General features: G+C 70.8%; 21 protein-coding genes. 11 read left to right on the top strand and 10 right to left on the bottom strand.

What is annotated here, in order from left to right; all coding sequences use genetic code 11:
- Positions 1-36: 36 nt before the first annotated feature.
- On the bottom strand, positions 37-624 hold the full coding sequence (locus tag ASC98_RS04800; RefSeq protein ID WP_056806256.1) for a YqiA/YcfP family alpha/beta fold hydrolase: 588 nt from the start codon (positions 622-624) through the stop codon (positions 37-39).
- A 273-nt stretch (positions 625-897) separates the two neighbouring features.
- Here ASC98_RS04800 and ASC98_RS04805 point away from each other — a divergent pair, with 273 nt between their 5' ends.
- Positions 898-3,630 carry a zinc-dependent metalloprotease gene (locus ASC98_RS04805; RefSeq protein ID WP_056819682.1) on the top strand — a complete coding sequence of 911 codons (2,733 nt, stop codon included), beginning with the start codon at positions 898-900 and terminating at the stop codon, positions 3,628-3,630.
- Positions 3,631-4,288: 658 nt separating this feature from the next.
- Here ASC98_RS04805 and ASC98_RS04810 read toward each other — a convergent pair.
- The 5 genes from ASC98_RS04810 to ASC98_RS04830 all read right to left on the bottom strand — a co-directional run bounded on the left by ASC98_RS04810 (position 4,289) and on the right by ASC98_RS04830 (position 9,121).
- Positions 4,289-5,278 (bottom strand): sterol desaturase family protein, encoded by a 990-nt coding sequence (locus tag ASC98_RS04810; protein ID WP_056806267.1) that lies wholly within the window; start codon positions 5,276-5,278, stop codon positions 4,289-4,291.
- A gap of 25 nt (positions 5,279-5,303) precedes the next feature.
- Positions 5,304-6,092, bottom strand: coding sequence for a polysaccharide deacetylase family protein (locus ASC98_RS04815; RefSeq protein ID WP_056806271.1), 789 nt, complete (start codon positions 6,090-6,092; stop codon positions 5,304-5,306).
- Positions 6,076-7,056, bottom strand: coding sequence for a YncE family protein (locus ASC98_RS04820; RefSeq protein WP_369820411.1), 981 nt, complete (start codon positions 7,054-7,056; stop codon positions 6,076-6,078). The genes ASC98_RS04815 and ASC98_RS04820 overlap by 17 nt, the downstream gene beginning before the upstream one ends.
- Before the next feature lie 149 nt (positions 7,057-7,205).
- Positions 7,206-8,018, bottom strand: a complete 813-nt coding sequence (locus tag ASC98_RS04825) for a TIGR00266 family protein (RefSeq protein WP_056806376.1) — start codon at positions 8,016-8,018, stop codon at positions 7,206-7,208.
- 101 nt (positions 8,019-8,119) lie between these two features.
- Entirely contained in the window at positions 8,120-9,121 is a 1,002-nt protein-coding gene (locus tag ASC98_RS04830; RefSeq protein WP_157597635.1) for a hypothetical protein, read from the bottom strand.
- A 237-nt stretch (positions 9,122-9,358) separates the two neighbouring features.
- Between ASC98_RS04830 and ASC98_RS04835 the strand changes: the two genes are divergently transcribed.
- Complete coding sequence (locus ASC98_RS04835) at positions 9,359-9,850, top strand: heme-degrading domain-containing protein (protein WP_056806279.1); 492 nt, start codon at positions 9,359-9,361, stop codon at positions 9,848-9,850.
- A 9-nt stretch (positions 9,851-9,859) separates the two neighbouring features.
- On the opposite strand, the gene ASC98_RS04840 is transcribed toward ASC98_RS04835, so the two are convergent.
- Positions 9,860-11,191: a DUF6445 family protein gene (locus tag ASC98_RS04840; RefSeq protein WP_056806281.1), complete on the bottom strand. Its 1,332-nt coding sequence runs from the start codon at positions 11,189-11,191 to the stop codon at positions 9,860-9,862.
- Positions 11,192-11,366: 175 nt separating this feature from the next.
- On the opposite strand from ASC98_RS04840, the gene ASC98_RS04845 reads away from it, so the two are divergent.
- The 4 genes from ASC98_RS04845 (at position 11,367) to ASC98_RS04860 (ending at position 15,712) form a co-directional block, all read left to right on the top strand.
- Entirely contained in the window at positions 11,367-12,542 is a 1,176-nt protein-coding gene (locus ASC98_RS04845) for an imelysin family protein (protein ID WP_056819685.1), read from the top strand.
- Between the two features lie 5 nt (positions 12,543-12,547).
- Complete coding sequence (locus tag ASC98_RS04850; RefSeq protein WP_157597665.1) at positions 12,548-13,972, top strand: di-heme oxidoredictase family protein; 1,425 nt, start codon at positions 12,548-12,550, stop codon at positions 13,970-13,972.
- Positions 13,969-15,117 carry a DUF1513 domain-containing protein gene (locus tag ASC98_RS04855; RefSeq protein ID WP_056806290.1) on the top strand — a complete coding sequence of 383 codons (1,149 nt, stop codon included), beginning with the start codon at positions 13,969-13,971 and terminating at the stop codon, positions 15,115-15,117. Before ASC98_RS04850 ends, ASC98_RS04855 begins: the two co-directional genes overlap by 4 nt.
- 76 nt (positions 15,118-15,193) lie before the next feature.
- Complete coding sequence (locus tag ASC98_RS04860) at positions 15,194-15,712, top strand: hypothetical protein (protein WP_157597634.1); 519 nt, start codon at positions 15,194-15,196, stop codon at positions 15,710-15,712.
- Here the strand turns inward: ASC98_RS04860 and ASC98_RS04865 are convergent.
- The 3 genes from ASC98_RS04865 to ASC98_RS04875 form a co-directional block, all read right to left on the bottom strand.
- Positions 15,706-17,733, bottom strand: coding sequence for an LTA synthase family protein (locus ASC98_RS04865; RefSeq protein WP_082541548.1), 2,028 nt, complete (start codon positions 17,731-17,733; stop codon positions 15,706-15,708). The two genes, ASC98_RS04860 and ASC98_RS04865, sit on opposite strands and share 7 nt — an antisense overlap.
- A 12-nt stretch (positions 17,734-17,745) precedes the next feature.
- Positions 17,746-18,384, bottom strand: coding sequence for a hypothetical protein (locus ASC98_RS04870; protein ID WP_056806298.1), 639 nt, complete (start codon positions 18,382-18,384; stop codon positions 17,746-17,748).
- A gap of 94 nt (positions 18,385-18,478) precedes the next feature.
- Positions 18,479-19,621, bottom strand: coding sequence for an exo-alpha-sialidase (locus ASC98_RS04875; RefSeq protein ID WP_235581170.1), 1,143 nt, complete (start codon positions 19,619-19,621; stop codon positions 18,479-18,481).
- Between the two features lie 146 nt (positions 19,622-19,767).
- On the opposite strand from ASC98_RS04875, the gene ASC98_RS31505 reads away from it, so the two are divergent.
- From ASC98_RS31505 to ASC98_RS04900, 5 genes are all read left to right on the top strand, one after another.
- Entirely contained in the window at positions 19,768-20,925 is a 1,158-nt protein-coding gene (locus ASC98_RS31505; protein WP_235581171.1) for a helix-turn-helix domain-containing protein, read from the top strand.
- 94 nt (positions 20,926-21,019) lie between these two features.
- On the top strand, positions 21,020-21,736 hold the full coding sequence (locus ASC98_RS04885) for a paraquat-inducible protein A (RefSeq protein WP_056806304.1): 717 nt from the start codon (positions 21,020-21,022) through the stop codon (positions 21,734-21,736).
- A complete protein-coding gene (locus ASC98_RS04890; protein WP_056806307.1) occupies positions 21,733-22,380 on the top strand; it encodes a paraquat-inducible protein A in 648 nt (215 codons plus the stop codon). The genes ASC98_RS04885 and ASC98_RS04890 overlap by 4 nt, the downstream gene beginning before the upstream one ends.
- Positions 22,373-24,127 (top strand): intermembrane transport protein PqiB, encoded by a 1,755-nt coding sequence (locus tag ASC98_RS04895; protein WP_082541546.1) that lies wholly within the window; start codon positions 22,373-22,375, stop codon positions 24,125-24,127. Before ASC98_RS04890 ends, ASC98_RS04895 begins: the two co-directional genes overlap by 8 nt.
- Positions 24,124-24,741, top strand: coding sequence for a membrane integrity-associated transporter subunit PqiC (locus tag ASC98_RS04900; RefSeq protein WP_082552752.1), 618 nt, complete (start codon positions 24,124-24,126; stop codon positions 24,739-24,741). The genes ASC98_RS04895 and ASC98_RS04900 overlap by 4 nt, the downstream gene beginning before the upstream one ends.
- Positions 24,742-24,779: the final 38 nt, after the last annotated feature.

Genomic DNA, 24,779 nt, shown 5'->3' on the forward strand with positions numbered 1-24,779 from the left:
GGTGGGGATTGTCGCGGAAAGCTCGGTCGTTCCCGGTCACGGAGAAGGCGCGAGCTGGAGGAAGTGCATCAGGTGCGGCAGGTGTTCGTCGAAGCCGCTCAACGCGTGGTCGCTGCCCTCGACGATGCGCAGGTGGGCGCCGCGGTAGCGCTCGCTCATCTCGCGCCAGTCGAGCACCTCGTCGCCGGTGGCGATCACCGCGAAATAGCGCGACGGCCTGGCCAGCGCGCCCGGCGTCATCGCGCGCAGCTGGTCGACGTAGGCCGGCAGGAAGAAGAAGCGCTCCTCGCTGTGCCAGGCCTTGGTTTCGCCAAGGTGACCGGCCAGGTCGCGGGCCGGGTCGACGGCCGGGTTCAGCAGCACGGCCGGGCAGCCGAGCTGCTCAGCCAGCACCGTCGCGTAGAAGCCGCCGAGCGAGCTGCCGATGATCGCCGTTCGCCCGCGCGGCCACCACGCCAGCTCGGCCCGCAACCCGTCGATCGCCTCTTGCGGCGATGGCGGCAGCTGCGGGCACCACCAGCGCACGCGCGGTGCGTGGCGCCGCACCCAGGCCTCGACCTGGCGCGCCTTGGTCGAGCGCGGCGACGAACGAAAACCGTGCAGGTAAAGGAGGTGGGTGATCATGAAGCGTGAGGAATGCACATCCGGTGCAGCGCTGGCGGGCGGCGTGTGTCCGATCGATGGAAGGCACGGAACCTGCAAAGCGCGACGGAGTCTAGCTCGGCGTTTCACGGGGTGGACGCCCGGTGCCAGGGCTCTACACTTTGTTTCTGCACGGCCTCCATCCGACAACCCGTATCGGTCCGATCGCTTCCACAAGTCGCTCCCTCGTTCCTCCCACCAGGACATCACCAGGACACCGTTGACGTGAATGACTCCCTGAATCTCCCGAGATCCGTGGCACCCGCCGGCCTGTCGCTGGTGCTGGCCGGCCTGCTGCAAGGCTGCGTGACGACCGTGACGCCTGCCGTCCCGCCGGTCGTCGTCATTGCCCCGAACGGGGCCGCATCGGCGCCGGTCAGCGCCGCAGCGTCGGCGGCCGCCGCGTCGGCCGCAGCGGCTGCTTCCGCACCGGGCGCCACCGTGGTGCGGCTGGACCCGACGGCGCCGAAGCCGTTCGACGAGGTCATCAAGGGCGCGACCCGCCAGGACGGCTTCGTGCCGGTGTGGCGCAAGGACGAGAAGACCTGGCTCGAGATCCCGGTCGAGCGCCTGGACCAGCCGTTCATGCTGTCGATCAACATCTCGAACTCGATCGGCGAGCGCGGGTTGTATGCCAGCCAGATGGGGCCGCAATGGCTGGCCAGCTTCCGCAAGATCGGCAGCAACCTGATCCAGCTGGTGGCGCTGAACAGCAACTACGTCGCGACGACGCCGGCGATGCGCGCCAGCGTCGAGCAGGCGTTCTCGAACAGCCTGCTGGGCGCGGCCGCCATCGTCAGCGCGCCGCACTCGCAGCGCAAGTCGGTGCTGGTCGACGCCAACTTCCTGCTGTCGGACATGCCGGGCTATTCCACCGCGATCGAGACGGCGTTCCGCCTGCCGTACGCGCTGGACCGCGGCAACTCGTATTTCGAACAGATCCGGGTGACGGACGACCTGACGACGCTGAACGCGCGCATGCACTACGCGACCGCGCGCATGCCGGCGCCGCCGCTGACGCCGAGCCCGGTGCCGACGCCGCCGCCGCCGCAGACCACGCCGGACCCGCGCAGCATGTTCGTCGGCTACGTCTACAACTTCGCGAAGCTCGGCGAGCCGATGGCGCCGCGCAAGACCGACCCGCGGCTCGGCCATTTCTTCGACGTGGTCACCGACCTGACCAGCGACACCAAGGCCAACCCGCGGCTGCACTACGTGACGCGCTGGCGGCTGGAGAAGCAGGATCCGCAGGCCGCGTTGTCCGAACCGAAGCAGCCGATCGTCTACTGGCTCGACAAGAACATCCCGGTGCAGTACCGCGGGGCGGTCGAGGCCGGCGTGCTGGAGTGGAACAAGGCCTTCGAGCGCATCGGCTTCAAGAACGCGATCGTCGCGAAGCAGCAGCCCGACGATGCCGACTGGGACAACATGGACGCGCGCCATGCGTCGATCCGCTGGTTCACCGGCGCCGACGTCGGCTTCGCGATCGGCCCGAGTCATTCCGACCCGCGCACCGGCGAGATCATCGATGCCGACATCGGCATGAGCGACGTGTTCGGCCGCGGCGCGCGGCGCTTCCTGGTCGAGGACGTCGGCCGCGCGGCGCCTGTCTCTTCGTCCGGATTCGCATCGCCGGCCTTCGCCGCCTGGAGCAAGTTCGGCGGGGCCGACTATTGCAACTACGCGCAGGAGGCCGCCGCCGAGATGGACTTCGCGATGGACCTGCTGGAGGCACGCGGCGAGATCGCGCCGGACGGCCCGGAGGCCGATGCCTTCGTGCAGTCGCGCATCAAGGACGTCGTGATGCACGAGGTCGGCCACACGCTGGGGCTGAAGCACAACTTCAAGGCCTCGACGGTGGTCAGCCGCACGCAGCTGCAGGACAAGGGCTTCACCGAGAGCAAGGGCATCTCGGGCTCGGTGATGGACTACAACGCGTACAACCTGGCGCTGGCGGGCGAGCGCCAGGCGAGCCTGAACAACACGGCGCTCGGGCCGTACGACTACTGGGCGATCGAGTACGCCTACAAGCCGATCGCGCCGGCCGACGAGACGGCGGAGCTGTCGCGCATCGCGTCGCGCAGCACCGATCCGCTGCTCGCGTATTCGGACGACGCCGAAGCCGGCGGCCAGCGCGGCAACGACGGCATCGACCCGCTGGTCAATCGCTTTGACCTGGGCGACGACCCGCTCGCGTACTACGAGAAGCGGCTGCAGTTGTCGCGCGAGCTGTGGCAGCGGGTGCAGGACCGCACGCCGCAGCCGGGCGACGAGGCCATTCGCCAGCGCCGCGTGCTGCTGAGCGGCTTCCAGCAGCTGAACCGCGCGGCCGACCTGGTCGGCAAGTACGTCGGCGGCATGAACACCGTGCGCGACCTGCCGGGCTCGACCAACCGGCCGGCCTATGCGCCGGTGGCGCCGGCCAAGCAGCGCGATGCGCTGCAGTTCCTGGCCAAGGGGCTGTTCAATGCGGACAGCTTCCGCTTCAAGCCGCAGTTCCTGTCGAGCCTGTCGCCCGACTACAACGAATGGGAGCGTGGCGGCCCGGTGAGCATCCCGGCGGCGGTGCTGCAGGTGCAGGTCACCGCGCTCGACCGGCTGATGAGTGCGGGCACCGCGTCGCGGCTGCTCGACCTGCCGCTGTACGTCGGCGAGACGAACAAGCGCAGCATCATCTCGCTGGCCGAGGTGTACGGCACGCTGCAGGGCTCGGTGTGGAGCGAGCTGAAGACCGGCAGCGACATCGACCGGCTGCGCCGCAACCTGCAGCGCGAGCACCTGCGTCGCGTGCAGGCCTTGCTGATCCGCGGTGCCGGCACGCTGCCGCCGGATGCGCTGAGCCTGGTGCGGATGGAGGCGGTGGAGCTGCAAGGGCAGCTGCGCGGAGCGGTCAATGGGCCGAGGCTGTCGGTCGAGAGCCGGGCGCATCTGCAGGACAGTCTGTCGACGCTGAACGAGGCCCTGAAGGCGTCGATGCTGCGGAGCTGACGTTTCGTGCTTCGGTGTTTTGCGGAAGGCACGTGCGGGGAGGCTGTGGCGCGCCGTCGGGGGCGGTCCTCGGCCCCCTTGGGGGCCGAAGACTGCCCTCCGCTGACTGGCTTCATGGCCCGTCGCCGAAACTCCCTCCGCTCACTTCGTTCGCTGTGGTCAGACAGTCGGCGACAGTCAGATCACGAAGCGTGCTGCGCACGCGGGCCATGAAGCCAGCCAGCTCCGGCGCCCCCTCCTCATTGGCGCGCCACAGCCTCCCCGCACGCGCCTTCTGCCACCGCTCTGCCTTGGGGAGGTGACAAGCGAACAAGTGAAGGTTGATCCCCGGGTTCGGACCCGGGGCGCCATGCGTGTTTTGTGCGCATCGAGCCACCGCTTCGGCAAAGGCGCGGGCGGGGGGTGTGGGGAGCGCCAATCAGGACGGGGCGCCGGAGCTGTGCAGTTKGATGGCCCCGCGCGCAGCGCGWTCGTCAACTGACTGTCGCCGACTGTTTGACCACAACGAACGAAGTGAGTGGAGGGAGTTTCGGCGACGGGCCATCCAACTGCGCAGCGGAGGGCAGTCAGCATCCCGCCAGGGATGATGACCGCCCCGTCCGGCGCGCCCCACACCCCCCGCCCGCGCCTTTGCTCGCGCCAACCACCCAACCCAGCCCTACGAACGGCCGAACACGCGCTTCAACCCCAGCCACTGCTGCTGCCAGAACCCCTGCCCATACTCGCGCCCCCCCGATTCGGGCAACTGGTCGCGGATCCCCGTCGGGTCGTAGCGGTCCTCGAAGTTGCCGGTGCGGAACAGCACATCCCACACCGGAAACAGCACCGCGAAGTTGTGCCCGCCGAGCGTGCCCTGCCCCGCCGTCTCGTGCCCGAGGCCGATGCTGTGGTGCAGTCGGTGGAAGCGCGGGCTGACGAACACGCGCTCGAACACCATGCCGAAGCCGGTCCGCAGGTTCGCGTGCGACAGGCTTTCGAGCAGCTGCGTGCAGGCCACCACCGCGATGAACTGCCCCGGCGGGATGCCGATCAGCCGCGCGACGATCACGATCACGCTGTCGCGGATCAGGTCGTCGATCAGGTGGTTGCGGTTGTCGCTCCACATCGTCATCTGCCGCTGGCTGTGGTGCAGCGAATGCAGGCCCCACCACCAGCGGAACTGGTGCTGGCCACGGTGGATCCAGTAGTCGACGAAGTCGAACACCAGCAGGTAGGCGACGAAGCTGAACCAGGCGCTGTCGGTGACACCCGGCCACCACGGCGCGAACCATTCGTCGAACTGCCAGGTCGGCAGACCCGCCAACCGCGCCGCACCGAAGGCCTCGTCGAACAGCGGATCGACCGCGAAGAACAGCCCGACGCGGAACAGCCCCAGCCGGTGGATCAGCGTGTACAGCACGTCGGTGCGCACCGCGCGCCGGTCCGTCACCGGCTCGACCGGGCGCCAGCGCTCCAGCGTGCCGATCACCACCAGCAGCACGACGATCTGCAGCAGGCCGACCAGCAGCCAGCCGGTCGCGTCGAACGCATCCTCGACGACGTTGCCGAACCCGAGCCGGAACGCGAGCGGCTGCACGACGCCCTCGAACAAGGCCTGCTGCACGCGGCCGAAGGCGTCGGTGAAGGCGAGCAGCAGCGAATCGATCATCTTGGCGTTGTCGAAAGAATGCGCCTCAGCGGAGCGCGGCGTCCCGGAAAGACGGGTCGTCGCGCAGCGTCGCGAAGCAGAAGCCGCGCTGCTTGAGCCCCTGGATCAGCGGCTCGAGCACCGCCGGCGCCCACGGATCCTGGCGCGACCAGATGCCCAGGTGAGCCAGCATCACGTCGCCCGGACGGATGTGATCCAGCGCGCGCTGCAAAAGTTGCGCGTTCGGGTAGCGGTCGCTCGGCAGTTCGTCGCCGAGGAAGCCGGCCGCGCTCCACGGCACATGCGTCCAGCCGCAGGCCTTCGCGGCGGCCAGCAGCGCAGGCGAGGTCTTGCCGCCCGGCGCGCGGAACAGGTGCGGCATCGCCTGGCCGGTCATCGCATGGAAGCGGTCGGCGGGACGCTGCAGTTCGGCGCAGTACTGCGCGGCGGTCCAGGTCTGCAGGCGACCGGCGTCGGGGCCCGCGCTCGGGCGGACCTTGAAGCGCGTGCCCTTCGGGTCGGCCGGGTCCTTCACGTCGGCCACCCAGTAGACGTGGTCGAAGGTGTGCGAACCGAACAGGTGCCCTTCGGCGGCCCGCGCCTTCCACCACGGCGCCCACTGGTCGTCGAGGCTCGCGCCGCCGGTCAGCGTCTTCTCGTTCGCGAGGAAGAACGTGACCTTCACCTGTTCGCGGTTCAGCACCTCGGCCACCAGCGGGGCCACGCCCATGTGGCCGGTGTCCAGCGTCAGGTAGACCGGCTTGCCGCAGCTGGCAGCCTGGGCCGGGCCGGCGAGCAGCGCCGCGACGACAAAGGCGCTAGCGGCGCGACGCATGGTCGAGCGTCCACACGCCGTGCGGCGAGCGGCCCACCGCCACCTGGCGGATCACCTGCTTCTTCTCGATGTCGATCAGCGTGAGCTTGCGCGCCCAGCGCGAGCTGACCAGCAGCGTCTTGCCGTCGGCCAGCACGTCGATGCAGTCCGGCCCGCCCGGGGCCGGGTAGGTGTCGACGACGCTCAGCGTGCGGGTGTCGATCATGCTGATGGTGTTGGCCACGCGGTTGCTGACGAACACATGCTGGCCGTCGCCGCGGCTGCGGAACGCGTGCGCGCCGGCGCCGGTCGGGATGCGCTTGACGAGCTTGGGCTGCGGCTGGCTCACGTCGTAGACCTCGACGAACTCGTCGCCGGTCAGGCCGACCAGCAGCAGCTTGTCGTCGGGCGTCAGGTACACATCGGCCGGCAGCTTGCCGACCGTGATCTTCCAGCGCGGCTTCTGGGTCGCGATGTCGATCGCCATCAGCTCGTCGCTGTCCTGCATCGACGAATAGATCACCGTGCTCTTGCTGTCGATCGACAGGTGGCTGGGCGTGCGCGACGCGGCCACGCGGCCGGCGAGCTTCATCGGGTTGGCAGCGTCGGCCGGCTCCCAGCGGTAGATGTCGATGTGGTTCAGCCGGTTCGCGGCGGTGACGAACCACTTCATGTCGGGCGAGAAGCGCAGGTGGTACGGGTCGGAGATCTTCGTGATCGTGCGCTGCACCTCGGCGGTGACCGGATCGACCATCGTCAGCGAATCGCTGAGCGCGTTGGCGACGATCAACGACTTTTCGTCGGGCGTCAGGTAAAGGTGGTGCGGTTCCTTGCCGGTCGGGATCCGGCGGACCTCGGCGAATGTCGTCGGGTCGACCACGCTGATCGACGCATCGAGCGAGTTCAGCACGAAGATCGGCGGCTTGGCGGCGGCGCCCGCGGCCTGCGCCGCCTGCAGGGCGGTGGCCAGACACAAGGCCGACAGGACGAGCGACGGGAGGCGGGGCAACGCAGACAGCAGTTTCAAGACCAGATACCGGCAAGAGAAACCGGCATTTTAGGCGGGCGCAGCGTGCGCCCACCTTCAAATTGGCCTGCGAGCGTCTTTCTGTTCTGCGTTTCGTCAAGCCAGGCTCAGTCGTCATCCCCTCCGAGGATGCCGCCGAGCAGGCCGCCGCCGGCGAAACCGCCGAGCACCGAGCCTTCTTCACGGCGTCCGCCGTTCTGCGGTGCGGCCGCAAACACGCGCGACGCGAGGCGCGAGAACGGCAGGCTCTGCAGCCACACCGTGCCCGGGCCGGTGACCTTCGCGAAGAACAGGCCTTCGCCGCCGAACAGCGCGGTCTTGATCTTGCCGACGTACTGGATCTCGAAGTTCACGTTGGGCGTCAGCGCGACGATGCAGCCGGTGTCGATCAGCAGGGTCTGGCCGGGCTGCAGCTCGCGCTTCATCACGGTGCCGCCGGCATGCACGAAGGCGAGGCCGTCGCCCTCGAGCTTCTGCATCACGAAGCCCTCGCCGCCGAAGAAGCCGACCGACAGCTTCTGCTGGAAGAAGATGCCCAGCGACACGCCCTTGGCGGCGCACAGGAAGGCATCCTTCTGGCAGATCAGCGTGCCGCCGAGCTGGCGCAGGTCCATCGGCAGGATCTTGCCGGGGTACGGCGCCGCGAACGCGACCTTGCGCTTGCCCTGGCCCTGGTTGGTGTAGACGGTGGTGAACAGCGACTCGCCGGTGATCAGCCGCTTGCCGGCGCCGAGCAGCTTGCCGAAGATGCCGCCCTGGCTGGCCGAACCGTCGCCGAAGACGGTGTCCATGCCGATGCCGGCATCCATGTACATCATGCTGCCGGCCTCGCCGACCGCCGCCTCGCCCGGGTCGAGCTCGACCTCGACGAACTGCATCTCCGAGCCCTTGATCTCGTAGTCCACCACGTCCATTGCCACGTTCATGCTCCTGGTTGAGAACGGGCGGATTCTGACATCGTCGGGGACAGGGCCCACGGCATCGCGTGCCGCCACGAAGGCGGCATACGGTCGCAACGGGCTCACGTCGTCAGCCTGGAGCGCTCCTTCGCGACGCGCACCGCGCGCCGCAGGAAGAAGCCGGTCACGTCGAAGCCCGTGCCGCCCTTCGAGAACTCCTGCTCCGGTCCCTCGCACAGCCGCACCGATCGCCACGCGACACCGTGGCGCGGCGGATAGGCCGGCAGCAGGTTCGCTCCGAAGCCGACGTACTCGGCCACCAGCGTGCCGCGGCGCCGATCGAACAGCTGCAGCTGCACCCGCGCGACCCAGTGGCTGCGGTCTTCCGCGGTCGAGACGTCCTGCACCGTCAGCAGGTAGCGCGCGGTGCTCTCGCGCACCGGCCCTTCGACCCACTGCAGCAGGTCGTAGTGCGCCAGGCGCGCGAGGAACTCCTCGGCTTTTTCCGGCTGCAGCAACGTGCGCCCGGTGGATTCCCACCACAGCCGGTGCGCCGTCACCGTGATCGAGCCGCGCAAGGTCATGCGCCGGTCCTGCTCGACGAAATCGAATTGCGACGACGCGAGCACCTGGGGCACCGCCGGCGGATCGAACCACTCGACCGGCGGCAGGTCGTCGGCCGACGGCCGGCGCAGCGGATCGATGCCGAGCAGCACGCCCTGGTTCGGGAGCACGCGGTCGGCGTCGCTGGCGACCGTCAGCCGGCGGTCGCTGTCGCAGCGGCGCACCAGGTAGGCCAGCGCGTCGATCACCATCGCATCGTTGGTGGCTTGCAACCGGGCTTGGGCAGCCCGGTGCCGCACGGCGTCGATGGCGAGCCAGCCGAGCCCGTGAGCCGCCGCCAGCGCCACCATTGCCAGCACGAACCCGATGCGTCGGCGGCGCGTCCCGCGCGGCATTCGGCTCAGCACGCCGAGCGCGAACGACGCGCCCACGAGCAGGGCGATCGCCCCGAGCGCCAGCAGCACGGGCGCGTTGGTCCAGGTCTCGAGGACCGTGAAGGTGCCTGCGACGGCGTCGGGCACGGTATCGGAAGCGAATGAGGTATCGGTGGGGGACGGCATGCGCCCATCCTTTGCAAGAAAAGGGGTTCGTCGGAACTGATCGGAGAGATCGAAGACGTCGGACCAGAAAGCCCCCGGGTGTCAAAGGCCGGCCGCGTCGAATACCTGCAGTGTGTTCCACCGCCCTATTCACCTATGCTGACGCATGCGGTGAATGCATACTTTTGAGGGCTTGCCGATACAGTCGGGCCCAAATCCGCGGCTCCGCCTCCGCATCAACCCTGGTTTTCACGCCCCATGGACCTCGAAAAAGATCTGAGAACGATTGCCCGACAAGAAGATTGTTTTCGACTGAAACACTTCAATGCCGACACCGCGTGGGCCTTGGGCGTGCGACTGAAGGAAATGGCCGAAGCGCGCGGTGTCGCGATCACGATCGAGGTGCGGCTGGCGAAGGAAACGGTGTTCTTTTTCGCGATGCCGGGCACCTCGCCGTCGAATGCCGACTGGGCGCGCCGCAAGCGCAACACGGTCGAGCTGCTGCACCACAGTTCGTACCGCGTGGGCCTCGACCACGCGCTCAACGGCGGCACGCTCGAGTCGAAGATGGGCCTGCCGATGCGCGACTACGCGGACCACGGCGGCAGCTTCCCGATCGCCGTGGAAGGCAGCGGCTGCATCGGCGTGGTGACGGTCTCGGGCCTGCCGCAACGCGAGGATCACGCGCTGGCGGTCGAGGCGCTCGCGGCGCTGTGCGGTGCCTCGCTGGAAGGGCTGCGCCTGGATTGAGGGCGGCGCTCAGCGTTCCGATTCAAAGTGGAACAGCTGCACCAGCCGGCCCGACTCCGGGCGGTCGCCGAACAGCTCGGTGATCGCGTGGAAGAAATCGCTGCGGAAGACGATCAGCCGGTTGAAGCGCATCGGCACCTCGAACAGGAACTCCCAGGTCGCGTCGCGCTGCCGCTGCCATTCGGCGAACGGCAGCCGCCGGTTGATCGGCAGGTGGCGCTTCTGGAAATCGAGGAACGACGCATGCCCCATGCCGGCCAGCGCGGCATCGTCCGGCCGGCGGTCCCAGCCGGTGGCGCGGTGCCGGTAGAAGCGCGTGCCGCCGCGGCAGTCTTCCGGCCGGCTCAGGTACAGCACGCCGCCGAAGATGTGCGGCAGCGTCGGGTTGTCGACATGCACGTCGGCCCGCGCATCGTCGGCAGCCAGGCTGACACGCAGCGCGCCGTTGTCCGGCGAATCCCACTTGATCGCGCGGCCCAGCATGTCGGCGATGCGCTGCATCGTCGTGCCGGCCGGCAGCGGCGGCGTCTGCACGCCGGGGAAGTTGCCGTTCGGCGAGCGCTGCGCCTGCGTCGCGCACAGCCGCAGCGCCTCGGCGCGGAAGGCCTGGGGATCGGGCAGGAAATCGTCGACGACGAGCAGGTCGCGCTCGGTGCACGCCCACTCCAGCGCGGCCGCGTCGAGGGCGGCCGACGCATTCAGCAGCAGCGCCGGCGAGGCCTGCGGCGACGGTGACGTGACGCGCGCGAAGCCCATGTTCAGCCGGTCGGCCAGGCGCGGCGCCAGCGCCAGCGCCTGCTGCGCATGCGGCATCGCCTCCGGCATCGCCCAGCGCAGGTAGCGCAGCCGGGCCAGCGCCTCGTGCCAGTGGGCCTGGTCGGGCTGCAGGGCCACCGCCGCGGCATAGCGGCGCTCGGCCTCGTCGAAGCGCTGCAGCTGCACGCACAGCCCGCCGAGCATCGCGAGGCTCGGCGCATCGTCCGGCCGCAGCTCGCAGGCGACCTGCATCTCGGCCAGCGCTTCGGGCGCCTGGCCGAGCTGCAGCAACGCGGTCGCCAGGTTGAGCCGGTAGTCGGGCGCCTCGGGCCGGCGTGCAATCGCACGCCGCACGAAGGCGATGCCGAGCGCCGGCTGGCGCAGCCCGAGGTAGGCCACGCCGAGCAGGTGCAAGGCCTCGGGGTTGTCGGGCTGGGCGGACAACGCGGCCTGGTACAGCGAGAAGGCCTCGGTCAGCCGCCCCTGGGCGTGCAAGGCGCGGCCCTGCGCCAGCGCAGCGTCGGCATCGACCGGATGCGCGGCGGCCGGCGCTGCCCTGACAGGCCGGTGGGAAGTCTTGTTCATGGAATCGGAAGCGGGAACCGATGCGGCAAGGCATCGAAGGCCGCCATCAGACAGCGCTTGCCGAACATGCGCTCGCGCAGGGTCTTTCACACGGCGACATCCCCCGACATGGAGGCGTGCGCAACGCCGTTGGCTTGATCTATATTGCAACGCCCAGGTCCCCGAGAGCCGACCGATGAACAAGCGCGAGATGCTGCACGCGATGGCCGCGGGCCTGGGATCGCTGCTGTGCGCCGTGCGGGCCCGTGCTGCCGTGCCGGAGGCGGCCGCGATCGATGCGGTGGTGCGGCACTACGCGGTGCTCGTCCAGGCCTGCTACAGCGACAGCCTGGCCGCCGCGCTCGCGATGCAGCAGGCCGTCACCGCCCTTCTTGCACAGCCCTCGGCCGACCGCCAGAAGGCCGCGCGCACCGCCTGGCTCGACGCCCGCGAGTGGTACGGCCAGACCGAGGCCTTCCGCTTCTATGCCGGCCCGGTCGACGACGGCAAGGGACCGGAGCAGCGCATGAACACCTGGCCGGTCGACGAGTCGTACATCGACTACGTGCGCGACCGCCCCGGCAGCGGCCTCGTCAACAACCCGAAGGCCGTGCTGACGAAGGCGGCGCTGGCCGCGGCCAACATCCGCGGCGGGCTCGAGAACGTCTCGACCGGCTGGCATGCGATCGAGTTCCTGCTGTGGGGCCAGGACCTCAGCGAGACCGGCCCGGGCGAGCGGCCGTTCGAGGATTTCGTCGACGGCAAGGGCGTGCACGCCGATCGGCGCCGCCAGTACCTCGCGGCCGTCACCGAGCTGCTGCTCGACGACCTGCGTTACCTGATCGCCGCGTGGGCGCCCGGCGCGAAGGCGAACTACCGCGCGAAGTTCGAGCGCGGCGGCCTCGAATCGGTGCGCCGCATCGTGATCGGCATCGGCGCGCTGTCGCGGGCCGAACTGGCCGGCGAGCGCATGGAGGTCGCGCTGAACACGCAGGACCAGGAGGACGAGCAGTCCTGCTTCTCCGACAACACCCACCGCGACATCGTCAACAACGCGCTCGGCATCGAGAACGTCTGGCTGGGCCGCTTCAAGCGGCGCGACGGCAGCCTGCTGCAAGGCCCGTCGCTGCGCGAGCTGGTGGCGGCCCAGGATGCGGCGCAGGCCGAGCGCACCACGCGGCAGATCGCGACGTCGATTGCCGCCGCGCAGGCGATCCAGCCGCCGTTCGACCGCGAGATCCGCGGCAGCCGCAGCGCACCGGGGCCGATGCGCGTGCGCGCGACCATCGACAGCGTGCTCGCCCAGTCGCGCGAGCTCGGCGCCGCCGCCAATGCGATCGGCATCACGCGCTTGAACATGGTGAAGCCGTGAAGCCACTGCGACCAGGCCTGCTCGCGCTGCTGGTCGGTGCGAATGTCGTGCTGCTGCAGGCTGCATCCGCCGACGACGCGCTGGCGCCCGACGAGCAGACCGGCGGCGCGACCACGGTGGCCGCGACCGGCCGCAATGCGTTCTCGTTCGCCGCCGCGACCCTGAACGACGACGAGCGCACCCGCTTCGCGGTCGGCAATTCGTTCTTCCGGCGCAACTGGGTCGAGGCGCCGTCGTCGACCGCGGCGCGCGACGGGCTCGGGCCGCACTTCATCGCGCGCTCGTGCGGCGGCTGCCATGTGCAGAGCGGCCGCGGCGCGCCGCCCGACTACACGAAGCCGCTCGACGCGCGCGGCGAGCCGCCGGTCGCGCTGCTGCTGCGCCTGTCGATCCCCGGCGAGGGCCCGCACGGCGGCCCGCGGCCCGACCCGATCTACGGCGACCAGCTGCGCACGCTGGCGGTGCCGGGCGTGCGCGTCGAGGGCCGCGTCGCGCTGCAGGTGCGCACGCTGCGCGGGACCTTCGCCGACGGCACGCGCTACACGCTGCGCCAGCCGCGCTTCGGCATCGCCGGCCTGGCGTACGGGCCGGCCTCGAACGACCTGCAGGTCAGCCCGCGGCTCGCGAGCCAGCTGATCGGCATGGGGCTGCTCGAAGCGATTCCGGAGCCGGAGATCCTCGGCAACGCGGCGCGGCAGGCCGCCGCGCCCGGTCCGGTGAAGGGGCAGCCGAACCGGGTGTGGGACGCGTTCGAGCAGCGCATGATGCTCGGCCGCTTCGGCTGGAAGGCGAACGTCGCGACGCTGGCGCACCAGACCGCGGCCGCCTTCGTCGGCGACATCGGCATCACGTCGAGCCGCTTCCCGGAAGAGTCCTGCACCTTCACGCAGGACGACTGCCGCGCCGCGCCGCGCGGCGCCAAGGGCGAGGCGCCCGAGATCGACGACCGCACGCTCGGCGACGTGGTGTTCTACCAGGCGAGCCTCGCGCCGCCGGCGCGCCGCCAACCGGGCGATGCGCAGGTGGTGCGCGGCCGTGCGCTGTTCGAGCAGGCGCAGTGCGCGGCCTGCCACCGGCCGAGCTACGTGACCGGCGACAGCCCGCTGCCGGCCTTCGCGAGCCCGGCGCTGAAAGGCCAGACGATCTGGCCGTACACCGACCTGCTGCTGCACGACATGGGCGACGGCCTGGCCGACGGGCGCCCCGATTTCGGCGCCAGCGGCCGCCACTGGCGCACGCCGCCGCTGTGGGGCGTCGGGCTGATCCGCGACGTCAACGACCACCAGCAGTTGCTGCACGACGGCCGCGCGCGCGGCGTGCTCGAAGCGGTGCTGTGGCATGGCGGCGAGGCCGACGCGAGCCGCCGGCAGGTGCTGAAGATGACGGCGGCCGAGCGCGCGGCGCTGGTGCGCTTCGTGGAATCGCTGTGAACGGCGGCGAGCGCTGGACGCGGCGGCGCTGGCTGCAGGCGTCGGGCGCCGCGGCGTTCGCGGGCGCGGCCGGCACGGTCGCTGCGGCGCCCTCCTCCCACCCCGGCACCGCGCTGGCCGCCGCGTGGCAAGGCCGCGACGGCGCCTGCGTCGGCGTGCTGCACCTGCAGGGCCGGCAGCTGCGCGTGCACCGGTCGATCGCCGTGCCGACGCGCGCACACGGGCTGCTGCAGGAACCCGGCGGCACGCTGCTCGCGGTGGCACGCCGACCCGGCGACTGGCTGATGCGCTGGGACCGCGACGGCCGCGTGATCGCGCTCGCGTGGATCGAACCGAATCGCGCGTACAACGGCCACGTGATCGCCGATGCGTCGGGCGACACGCTGTACACCAGCGAGACCGACCTCGACAGCGGCGCCGGCCTGGTCGGCGTGCGCGATGCGCGCACGCTCGACAAGCGCGCCGAATGGCCGACGCACGGCCGCGACCCGCACATGCTGCTGTGGGACGCGCACGCCGCGCCGTTCACGCGGCTGGTGGTCGCGAACGGCGGCATCGAGATCCGGCCCGAGACCGGCCGCATGAAGCTCGATCTCGACCGCATGGATTCGTCGCTGGTGCGGCTCGATGCGGTGCAGGGCGAACTGCAGGGCCGCTGGCAGCTCGACGATGCGCGCCTGAGCCTGCGCCACCTCGCGTGGCATGGGCACGGCAGCGACGCGGTGCTCGGCATCGCGATGCAGGCCGAGCACGGCGATGCCGCGCTGCGCGCCGCCGCGCCGGTGCTGGCGCGCTTCGACGGCCACGCGCTGCAGACCGCTGCATCGCCCGCACTGGCCGGCTACGGCGGCGACATCACCGCGGACGACGAAGGCTTCGTGATCGGCTGCCCCCGCGCGCAAGGCCTTGCACGCTGGCAAGCCGATGGCCGTTGGCAAGGCCTGATGCCGCTGCAGGAGGCATGCGCTGTTGCACTTGATGCATCTCGTGCGTTGTGGGCCGGGGGACGATCGGAAGCGCAGCGATCGCGCACAAAGATATCTGACGCAAAAAATGACGATCGGTCGCATGTTGGTCTTCCAACTGGTCTGCAACTGGACAACCATTGGTTGGTGCTTCGAGACGTTGCGGCGAAAGAGGGGTAACGCCCCGTAAACCTTCGTCCGCAATTGCGGCTCCTTCGCTATCGTTTGCGGACAACACGACAGGGGGATCCAACCCATGAACCGAGTGCTCTCATGGCCTTTGCTGCCGATCCTCGCGCAGCATCTCGAGCAAGTCGCCCGCAGCCGCCACGTCGCGGTGATATCCGACAAGCAGGCCGTTCGCATCACCCTTTCCTTCGGCAGCGTCGAGATGCTGATCGCGCCGAACCAGCAGCCGATGCTGCCCGGCACCGAGGTCTATGTGTGGTTCAAGGGCGGCGGCTTCCTGTGCGGCCCGAAGCGCGAGATCGACCTGGCCGAGCGCGAATCGCGCCATGCGCTACGCCGCGTGAAGGCCGCGCGGGCCGCGCTGGCCGCGAGCCGCGCCGAGCGCGCGGCGCGGCTGGCCGCCGACATCGACATCCTGCTGCCCGAGCTCGATGCGGCGATTCCCGACAACGGCGACAGCGACCTGGCGCCGTTCGATTCGTCACCGCTGCCACTCGACACCGCGCCCGGCGGCCTCGACGAGCACCAGGCGAAGCCGGCCGACGCCGGCCGCGCCGAAGCGGCCGGAGAAGCGAGACGTCACTGAGGCTTCAGCTTGTGGTTGTGCGTCTGCAGGTACAGCGCCGCATTGCCATAGGCCGCCGGGAAGTGCCCCCACTGCTGCTGCAGTGCCGCGATCTCCGGTGCCACCGGCTGCTGCTGCAGCAGGTTGGTCGACGGCTTGTCCGACAGGATGTCGAACAGCGCCGGCGGTTGCCGGTCGACCAGCAGGTGCGTGCCGACCAGCACGCCCTGCTGGCGCGGCCCGGTGAACTGGAACTCGAACGCGACGCGGCTCGCATCGAACTGCGGATCGAGCAGGTCGCGGCCGAGCGTGGTGTTGCGGTAGCCGATGCCGGCCAGCGACGCGAGCGTCGGCAGCACGTCGACCTGCTGCGCCCAGTGGTCGATGCGGCGCGCTGCCACATGGCCGGGCGAGTAGACGAGAAACGGCGTGTGGCCCTGCGTGATCGCGAGGTCGTGCCATGACTTCGGCAGGTGCGGGCCGGTCACGCCGATGATGCCGTGGTCGCCGATGAACGCGAAGAGCGTGTTCTTGAAGTACGCCTCCTTCTTCGCCTGTTCCATGAAGCGGCCGATGCACCAGTCGAGGTAGGCGAACGCGCGGTACTCGTCGACCGAGATGAAGCCGTTGTCCTCCAGCTGCGCATCGGTCGGCGTCGGCGGCTGGAACGCCGCCTTGTCTTCATCGGGGATCGTGTACGGCCGGTGGTTGCCGCTGGTCTGGATCAGCGCGAAGAACGGCTTCTGCTGGGCGCGGAACATCTCGTTCGCCTCCAGGAAGAGGTTCTTGTCGGAGACGCCCCACACGTCGACCACCGGCGACTTCAGCCGCGTCTGCTCGACGATGTCGACGTCGTCGATGCTGGCCGTCAGCACGCCGCGCACGTTGGCCCACGAGGTGCTGCCGCCGATGAAGTAGAACTTCTTGTAGCCGGCGAACTCGTTGATGATCGACTGCTGGTTGCTGGCCGCCGGGTTGCGCGACGCGGTCGATTCGACCGACACGTCGGGCATGCCGGTGACGGTGGTGAACACGCCGCGCGCGGTGTGGCCGTGCGCGCTCATCATGCGGGTGAACAGCAGGCCGTCCTTCGCCAGCGCGTCGTAGTTCGGCGTCGCGCCCAGCGGGCTGCCGATCGCGCCGACCTTGTGCGCCGCGAAGCTCTCCAGCAGCACCAGCACCACGTTCATCGGCGGCTGGCCGGCCCGCTCGGGCCTGGGCGGCACCGTGCGCAGGAACGAGATCGGCTCGCCCGGCTTCAGTGCCGGCAGCCCGACGAACGCGCGGATCGCATCGGCGTCGGGGCGCATCTCGGCGTCTCCCAGGCTCTGCGCACGGAAGGTCCAGGTGTCGTACAGGTTGTGCAGCGGGTTCAGCGACAGCGCTTGCGCGAACGCGTTCTGCAGCTCGATCGAATCGCTCCAGCGCAGCGGGTACTGCGAGAACTTGCCGTGGATGCCGAACACCGCGAGCAGCACGACGGCAGTCTCGGCGACTCCCACCTGCCAGCGTTTGCGGGGTGCCTGCGGCTGCGGCATCGCGATGCGGCGCCACAGCCAGCCGAAGATGACGTGGCACAGCACCAGCCACGCAACGACTGCGAGCGCGATGCGGCCGACCGGGTAGGTCTGCATGACCATGCCGGTCGCCTCGCCGACATCGCGTGCCAGCGAGATCACGACGGCCGTCAGCCGCTGCGCGAGGTACGCGAAGTGACCGGCATCGAGCACCACGCCGAGCGCCCAGACCAGCGCCACGAGCATCCAGTACGTCCACCAGAAGGCCCGGGCGCGCGGCGGGCGCAGCCAGCGGCCGACCCACGGCAGCGTGGCCAGCAGCCATGCAAGCAGCACGCTGTCGAGCGCGACGCGCAAGTCGAAGCGCGCGCCCAGCCACAGCGCGGCGGCCCAGTCGCCCATCGACATCGCCGCGTCGGGCGGCACGAACCAGAGGCCGAAGACGGCGCGGCTCACGGTGCCGACGACGACGAGCACGGCGGCCATCGCGAGCGCGAGGCGAAGATGCGGGCGCAACAAGGACATGGTGGATTTCGATCAGGAAGTCGGCGCGCCCGCGGCACGGCCACGCCGCCGCGCGGACACGACAGCAAAAGCGAGCGCCACGCAGCGTGCCAGTGCCCACAGCCACAGCAGCGGGTCCAGCAGCGCGTCGAACAGGTTGCCGGTCGGCAGGCGCGTCACCGCATGGAAGGTCAACGCCAGCAGCACGGCCCAGCCGGCCGCGGCCTGCCGGCCCCGCACGATCACCGCGAGCGCCAGCACCGACAGCACGACGCCGGCCACCGGCGCGCGCGGCGCCTCGAAGCCGCCGGGGTAGAGGCCGAGCGACAGCGCGCCGACGGCATCGGCGTACAACACCAGCCCGCCGGCCACCAGCGCCGCCGCCAGCGCGAGCGGCAGCGTCTGCTGGTCCGGGCGGAGGGCGAAGCGCTTCCAGACCGAGACGCCGCACAGCGCCGCGAACAGCGCGCTCGGTTGCTGGAATGCGAGGCCCAGCCACCAGGCCGCAGACGCGGGTCCGGGCAGCCACATCGCGACGAACGCGAGCAGCACGGCCGCGCCGCGCGCCTTCATGCCGCGCACCGGCAGCAGCGACAGCAGGATGGCTGCCGCGACCACGCCCCAGGCCAGTCGCGCCCACACCATCTGATCGCCGAGCTCAGGCAGCGTCATGGCGCGCTGGCCCCGATCATCCTGAGCCTGTCGAAGGACAAGCTCAGCCCGAACGGGTTCTGTGCATCCGCCGGATCACGCCAAGGACCTCGCTTCACTTCGCGCCCTCCCCGTCCTCGATGTCATAGACCTGGTGGCCGATCGCCTGCCGCTGCGCGGTGTAGGTGACGTGCAGCTGCCGGCCGAGCTGCTGCACGCTCGGGTACGAGAACTCGTCGCCGGCCTGGCCGCGCTGCACATCGAGCGCCGGCGTCCAGGCCACCGCGTCGGCCGAGGTCGACAGCCGCAGCCACTGGCGCGGCGACCCGCCGGGCAGCATGTCGTTGTGCAGCAGCACGTAGCCGCCGTTGGCCAGCCGCAGCGCGGCGACCGAGTCGTCGCGGTTCGGGGTGTCGAGCGGCGGCAGGTCTTCCCAGTGCCGCCCGGCGTCGTGGCTCACCGCCTGCTGCACGCGGTGCGACGGGCCGATGTCGCGCATCAGCGCGCGCAGCTCGGTGCCCGACACCGGCAGCAGCGCCGGCTGCAGCGCGGTCGTCGAACGGCCGATGCGGCTCAGCCAGCGCGGCGTGCCGTCGGCGTCGAACGCGATGACCATCGGGTACTTGTTGCGCAGCTCGAAGTAGGCCGGCAGCAGCCAGCCGCCGTCGTCGAGCCCGACCGGGTTCGTGCGCACCAGCACGCTGGTGTCGGCCAGCGGCGTCAGCGGCAGCAGGCGGCGCACCGAGAAGCTGTGCGCGGCGTCGGTCGATTCGAGCTGCACGATGCGCGCCGCGGCCCAGCCGCCCAGCCCGGTCGCGACCATGAAGACCTGCACGCGGCCGTCCGGCGCGACCCAGGCCGACGGGTTGCCGATGCGGCGCACGCCGAAGCCGAGTTCGCGGCCCAGCCCGGCGCGGTCGACCACCTTCTGCGCGGCGCTCCAGCGGCCGTCGGCCCAGCGGGCAAGGTAGAGGCTGACATCGGGCGCGCTCTCGCGCGACCCGGCCCACCAGAACGCGAGCAGCTCGCCGTTCGGCAGCACCGTCAGCGCGCTCGCATGGGCGGCCGGCACGCCCTCGGGCATCGGGATGCGTTGCGACGAACGCGGGGTGAGCTGCGGTGGCTTCGCGGGGCCGTTCACCGGCTTCGCGGCCTTCACCGCGAGCCGCGGTTCGCGCGCCGTCGCACCGATGGCCGAGGCACGCTGCCATTCGGCGGCCGCACCCAGCATCACGCACGCCAGTGCCAGCACCAACATCCTCGACGACCGCTGCGCCACCATCATGCCCCGCCTTTCATCCTGCGCCCGTGCCCTTGATCGAAAGGCGCAGATTGTGACAGCCGAGGGACCGCCGAGCGCGTTCCCGCCCGAACATGCAGAATGCGGCACGCGAAGGAGGCAGCATGTTCCCTCAGTCCCCCGCCAGCCGACGGGCCGCCGACCTGGCGTCGCCGCAGCACCTGCAGGCGATCGCGCAATCGCACGCGCGCTGCGCCGCCCTCGGGCTCGACGAGGCCGCGGTGCCCGAGCTGAACCGCGCCTCGGCGGCGCGCCTGCACGAAGCACGCGAGCGCCACCGCCGCCTGCACGAGCAGGCGACGCCGGTGATGGAGCTGCTGTTCGACCAGATCGCGTCGTCGCACAGCATGGTCGCGCTGACCGACCCGAACGGCGGCATCCTGTCGAGCCTCGGCGACGACTCCTTCCTCGAACGCGCGCAGCAGGTGGCGCTGTCGCCGGGCGTCAACTGGTCGGAGCCGGGCAAGGGCACGAACGCGGTCGGCACCGCGCTGTTCACCGAGGCACCGACGCTGGTGCACGGCGACGAGCATTTCCTGCGCGCCCACCGCTTTCTCACCTGTTCGGCCGCGCCGATCTTCGACCATGCCGGCCGCGTGATGGGCGTGCTCGACGTCAGCGGCGACCAGCGCTCGTACCACCCGCACACGCTGGCACTGGTCGACCTGTCGGCGCGGATGATCGAGAACCAGTGCTTCGTCGACCGCTTCCGCAGCGGGCTGCGGCTGCACTTCCATGCCGAGCCGGCCTGCATCGGCACGGTGCGCGAAGGGCTGCTGGCCGTCGACCCCGACGGCGCCATCCTCGGCGCCAACCGCAGCGCGCTCGCGCAGCTCGGGCTGAGCATCGGCGCGCTGCGCATGCTCGGGCTCGAAGGACTGCTGGGCCTTGGTGTCGGCGCGCTGGCCGACCATGGCCGCCAGCACGGCGACACCCCGCTGACGCTGCGCCCGGTGCTCGGCCCGGCGGCCGGTGCGCCGCTGCACATGCGGGCGGTGTTCCAGTGGCCGGCATTCTGGTCGGCCGCGGGCGTGGTCTCGCGGGCGACGCTGGCGCCAGCGGACCTGCCGACCGGGCTGGGACGGGCGCCGGATGCGATGCCGACATCGGCCCCCGCGCCGGCGACGCTCGAAGCGCTGGAGACCGACGCGATCCGCCGCGCCGTCGCCGCCGCCGGCGGCAACGTGTCGCTCGCAGCGCGGCAACTCGGGGTCGCGCGCAACACCGTCTACCGCCGGCTGCGCGCGGCCGGCCCGGGGTGATCGAGCCCCGACCGGGCGTGCAAATCAGCCCTTGTCCTACACTCCGCGCCCGCATCCGTCCCTACGATCGGCGATCGCTGTCCCGCTCACCTGAATGACCGACTCCACCGCCGCCCGCCCGGTTCCCGTCGCCGACCCGCCCGATGCGGCCCACGTGGCGGTGCTGCAGCCGCGGCCCGACCTGGTGATCTGCGAACAGTGCGATGCGGTGCACGCGCGCGTGCCGCTGCAACCCGGGCAGACGGCGCACTGCCGCCGCTGCCGGGCCTTGCTCGGCCGCGGCCACCGGGTCTCGCTGCCCGGGCTGCTGGCGCTCGCGATCGCCGGGCTGCTGTGCTTCGTGATCGGCAACCTGACGCCGCTGGTATCGATCTCGGTGCGTGGCGCACCCGACCCGGTGACCTTGCCCGAAGCGCTGTGGCAGACCTGGGAGGCCGGCCAGCCGCTCGGCGCGATGCTGGCCGGCGCGACGGCGGTGGTGTTTCCGTTCCTCGTGATCGCGCTGCGCCTGTACCTGCTGTGGCCGATGAGCCGGCGCCGCCTGCCGCAGGGCTTCATGCCCGCGATGCGGCTGCTGCGCTTCGCGACCCGCTGGAGCATGGTCGAGGTCTTCATGCTGGGCACGCTGGTCGCGGTGGTGCGCGCTGCCGGGCTCGCGAGCGTGGTGCCGGGGCCGGCGCTGTTCGCGTACGGCGTGCTGACGATGCTGCTGACGTCGAGCAGCGCCGCCGGGCTGCACCGTCTGTGGCAGCTGGGCAGCGAGTGGCAGGGCGAGGCCGACGCGAAAGAAGCCGCGGCGGTGTCCCGATGAACGCCCGCTGCGCCCGCCTCTACAACTGCAGCGCCTGCGGGCTGGTGTCGCAGCGCATCGACGCCGGCGTGCCCGACGACCATGACGACATCGCGTGCCCGCGCTGCGGCACCGCGCTGCACCTGCGCATCCCCGACAGCCTGCAGCGCACCTGGGCCTGCCTGGCGGCCGCGCTGCTGCTGTATGCGCCGGCCAACCTGCTGCCGATCCTGGTCACTTCGAACGTGTTCGGCCGCGACAGCCACACCATCCTCGGCGGCATCGGCGACCTGTGGGATGCCGGCTCGTGGGGGCTGGCGCTGATCGTCTTCATCGCGAGCATCGCGGTGCCGATCCTGAAGATCCTCACGCTATCCTTCCTCGCGTTCACCGCGCAGCGCTGCAGCTGCGTGCGGGGCGTGCCGCGCACCCACCTGTACCGGCTGGTCGAGGCGGTGGGGCACTGGTCGATGCTCGACGTCTACGTCGTCGTGCTGCTGGTCGGCATGGTGAATTTCGGCGCGTTCGGCATCGTCGAGCCCGGGCCCGGTCTGCTGGCCTTCGGGGCGGTGGTGGTGCTGACGATGCTGGCCAGCGCCAGCTTCGACCCGCGCCTGCTGTGGCCCGACGAGGTCGACGACAATCCTTCCCCTGCCCATGGCTGACGACGCACCCCCACCTGCCCCCGATCCCGCGCCGGCGCCCGTGCCGCCGCCCCCGCCGCCGTCCCCGCCCCCTGCGCCGACGGTCGTCAGCCGCAAGCGTTCGCTGCCGTCGGTGGTGTGGCTGGTGCCGGTGATTGCGCTGGCCGTCGGGATCTCGCTGGTCGTCAACAGCCTGCTGCGGGCCGGCCCGCACATCACGATCGAGTTCCGCACCGCCGAGGGCCTGGAGGCCGGCAAGACCGAGGTGCGCTACAAGGAGGTGGTGGTCGGCCGTGTCGATGCGGTGTCGCTCAGCGAGGACCGCAGGCGGGTGATCGCATCGGTGCGGCTGGCGCGCTCGGCTGCGTCGCTCGCGGTGGAGGACACCAACTTCTGGGTCGTGCGGCCGCGCATCGGCGTCGGCGGCATCAGCGGCCTCGCCACCCTGGTGTCGGGCGCCTACATCGGTGCCGATGCCGGCGTGTCGACCGAAGACCGCAAGGCCTTCGTCGGGCTCGAGGTGCCGCCCTTCGTGCTGCGCGGCGAGCCCGGCCGCAGCTTCGTGCTGCGCGCACCCGACCTCGGCTCGCTCGATGTGGGCTCGCCGATCTTCTACCGCCGCACGCGGGTCGGCCGGGTCGTCGGCTACACGCTCGACGCCGAGAAGGACGAGCTGCTGGTGCAGATCTTCGTCGAGGCGCCGTACGAGCGGCTGGTCAACAACCGTTCGCGCTTCTGGAACGCGAGCGGCTTCGACTTCACGCTGAACGCCAGCGGCCTGACGGTGGACACCCAGGCGCTGACCTCGGTGATCGGAGGCGGCGTCGCGTTCGAGCATTCCGACCAGGCCACGCCGGGCGCGAAGGACGAGGCCGAGGCCGCCGCGGGAACGCGCTTCTGGCTGTTCAGCAACCGCAAGGCCGCGATCGCGCCGCCCGACGGTCCGCCGATGCGGCTGCGCTTCGTGTTCGACCAGTCGGTGCGCGGGCTGTCGGTCGGGTCGCCGATCGATTTCCTCGGGGTCGAGATCGGCGAGGTGCGCGCGATCCGCCCCGGCTATGACGCGCAGCACAAGCGCTACCCGATGGAGGTCACCGCCGACGTGCACCCGCTGCGGCTGGGCGCGGTGCGCGGTGCGCTGGTCGAGGACGGTGGGGGCCAGGGCCCGGCGCCGGCCCGGACGCCGGACCAGCGGCGGACCGAGCGGCGCGAGCTGAACCTGCAACTGTTCCAGCGCCTGGTCGAGAACGGCCTGCGCGCGCAGCTGCGCACCGGCAACCTGCTGACGGGGCAGATGTACGTCGCGCTCGACTTCATTCCGAAGACGCGCCCGGCCAGGCTCGCGATGGCCGATGGCGTGCCCGAGGTGCCGACGGTGCCAGGGACCTTGTCGGACGTGCAGCCGCAGATCGCCGAGATCGTCGCGAAGATCAACAAGGTGCCGTTCGACGACATCGGCCGCGACCTGCGCGCCACGCTGGCGCAGGCGCGCGAGGCGATCGCGAAGCTGTCGCCCGAAGCGCAGCAGTCGCTGGTGGAGGTGCGCAAGACGCTCGATGCGCTGCAGGGTTCGCTCGGCAAGTTCGACCGCAACCTGCTCGACCCCGACGCACCGGTGCAACGCAACGTGGAGCAGACGATGACCGATTTGCAACGGGCCGCGCAATCGCTGCGCGTGCTGACCGACTACCTGCAGCGCCACCCCGAATCGCTGCTGCGCGGGAAGCCGGCCGATCCGCCGCTGCCGTCGCTGGAGAACGCGCGATGAAGGCTTTGGGGACGGCTTCGCTGATCGCGATGGCTGCGGTCGCTGCCACGATCGCGGGATGCGCATCGCAGCCGCCGGTGCGCTTCCACAGCCTGCTGCCCGCGGTGTCTTCTGCGGCGGCGGCTTCCGCGCCGGCCGCAACGGCGCCGCTGGTCATCGAGCTGGGCCCGGTCACGGTGCCGGCCGCGGTCGACCAGCCGCAGTGGGTGCTGCGTGCCGGCGACGACAGCCTGCGCGTGCTCGAAGGCGAGCGCTGGGTCGCGCCGTTGCGCGACGAACTGCGGGCCGCGGTGATGGCGAGGCTGGCCGAGCGATTCAATGCGGTCGACGCCCGCATGCAGCCCGGCGCGGCGAGCGGCTGGCGCGTGCGCATCGAGGTGCAGCGTTTCGAGTCGGTGCTCGGCCGCGAGGCGTGGATCGACGCGGCATGGTCCGCGACCTCGGTCGCGACGCCGGTGCGCACCGTCGCGTGCACGAGCCACCTGCACGAGACCGCCGGCTCCGACGCTCCCTCGATCGCGGCGGCGCACCGTCGCGCGGTGCAGCGGCTGGCGGATCAGATCGGCGAGCGGCTGAGGGCGATGGAGCAGCAGGCGGGGCTGTCGGCCTGCTGAGCTGGGACTGTCGGGGGGGGGGGCGGCTGCGTGCAAAG

Source organism: Rhizobacter sp. Root1238 (assembly GCF_001425825.1).
GTDB lineage: Bacteria > Pseudomonadota > Gammaproteobacteria > Burkholderiales > Burkholderiaceae_C > Rhizobacter.

What these genes read in the sequence shown, in the direction of transcription:
- ASC98_RS04815 (WP_056806271.1), bottom strand. Translation starts at nt 6,092, where the DNA reads ATGCGTCGCGCCGCTAGCGCCTTTGTCGTCGCGGCGCTGCTCGCCGGC.
- ASC98_RS04830 (WP_157597635.1), bottom strand. Translation starts at nt 9,121, where the DNA reads ATGCCGTCCCCCACCGATACCTCATTCGCTTCCGATACCGTGCCCGAC.
- ASC98_RS04810 (WP_056806267.1), bottom strand. Translation starts at nt 5,278, where the DNA reads ATGATCGATTCGCTGCTGCTCGCCTTCACCGACGCCTTCGGCCGCGTG.
- ASC98_RS04875 (WP_235581170.1), bottom strand. Translation starts at nt 19,621, where the DNA reads ATGTTGGTGCTGGCACTGGCGTGCGTGATGCTGGGTGCGGCCGCCGAA.
- ASC98_RS04865 (WP_082541548.1), bottom strand. Translation starts at nt 17,733, where the DNA reads ATGTCCTTGTTGCGCCCGCATCTTCGCCTCGCGCTCGCGATGGCCGCC.
- ASC98_RS04835 (WP_056806279.1), top strand. Translation starts at nt 9,359, where the DNA reads ATGGACCTCGAAAAAGATCTGAGAACGATTGCCCGACAAGAAGATTGT.
- ASC98_RS31505 (WP_235581171.1), top strand. Translation starts at nt 19,768, where the DNA reads ATGTTCCCTCAGTCCCCCGCCAGCCGACGGGCCGCCGACCTGGCGTCG.
- ASC98_RS04900 (WP_082552752.1), top strand. Translation starts at nt 24,124, where the DNA reads ATGAAGGCTTTGGGGACGGCTTCGCTGATCGCGATGGCTGCGGTCGCT.
- ASC98_RS04870 (WP_056806298.1), bottom strand. Translation starts at nt 18,384, where the DNA reads ATGACGCTGCCTGAGCTCGGCGATCAGATGGTGTGGGCGCGACTGGCC.
- ASC98_RS04885 (WP_056806304.1), top strand. Translation starts at nt 21,020, where the DNA reads ATGACCGACTCCACCGCCGCCCGCCCGGTTCCCGTCGCCGACCCGCCC.
- ASC98_RS04860 (WP_157597634.1), top strand. Translation starts at nt 15,194, where the DNA reads ATGAACCGAGTGCTCTCATGGCCTTTGCTGCCGATCCTCGCGCAGCAT.
- ASC98_RS04895 (WP_082541546.1), top strand. Translation starts at nt 22,373, where the DNA reads ATGGCTGACGACGCACCCCCACCTGCCCCCGATCCCGCGCCGGCGCCC.
- ASC98_RS04845 (WP_056819685.1), top strand. Translation starts at nt 11,367, where the DNA reads ATGAACAAGCGCGAGATGCTGCACGCGATGGCCGCGGGCCTGGGATCG.
- ASC98_RS04800 (WP_056806256.1), bottom strand. Translation starts at nt 624, where the DNA reads ATGATCACCCACCTCCTTTACCTGCACGGTTTTCGTTCGTCGCCGCGC.
- ASC98_RS04890 (WP_056806307.1), top strand. Translation starts at nt 21,733, where the DNA reads ATGAACGCCCGCTGCGCCCGCCTCTACAACTGCAGCGCCTGCGGGCTG.
- ASC98_RS04840 (WP_056806281.1), bottom strand. Translation starts at nt 11,191, where the DNA reads ATGAACAAGACTTCCCACCGGCCTGTCAGGGCAGCGCCGGCCGCCGCG.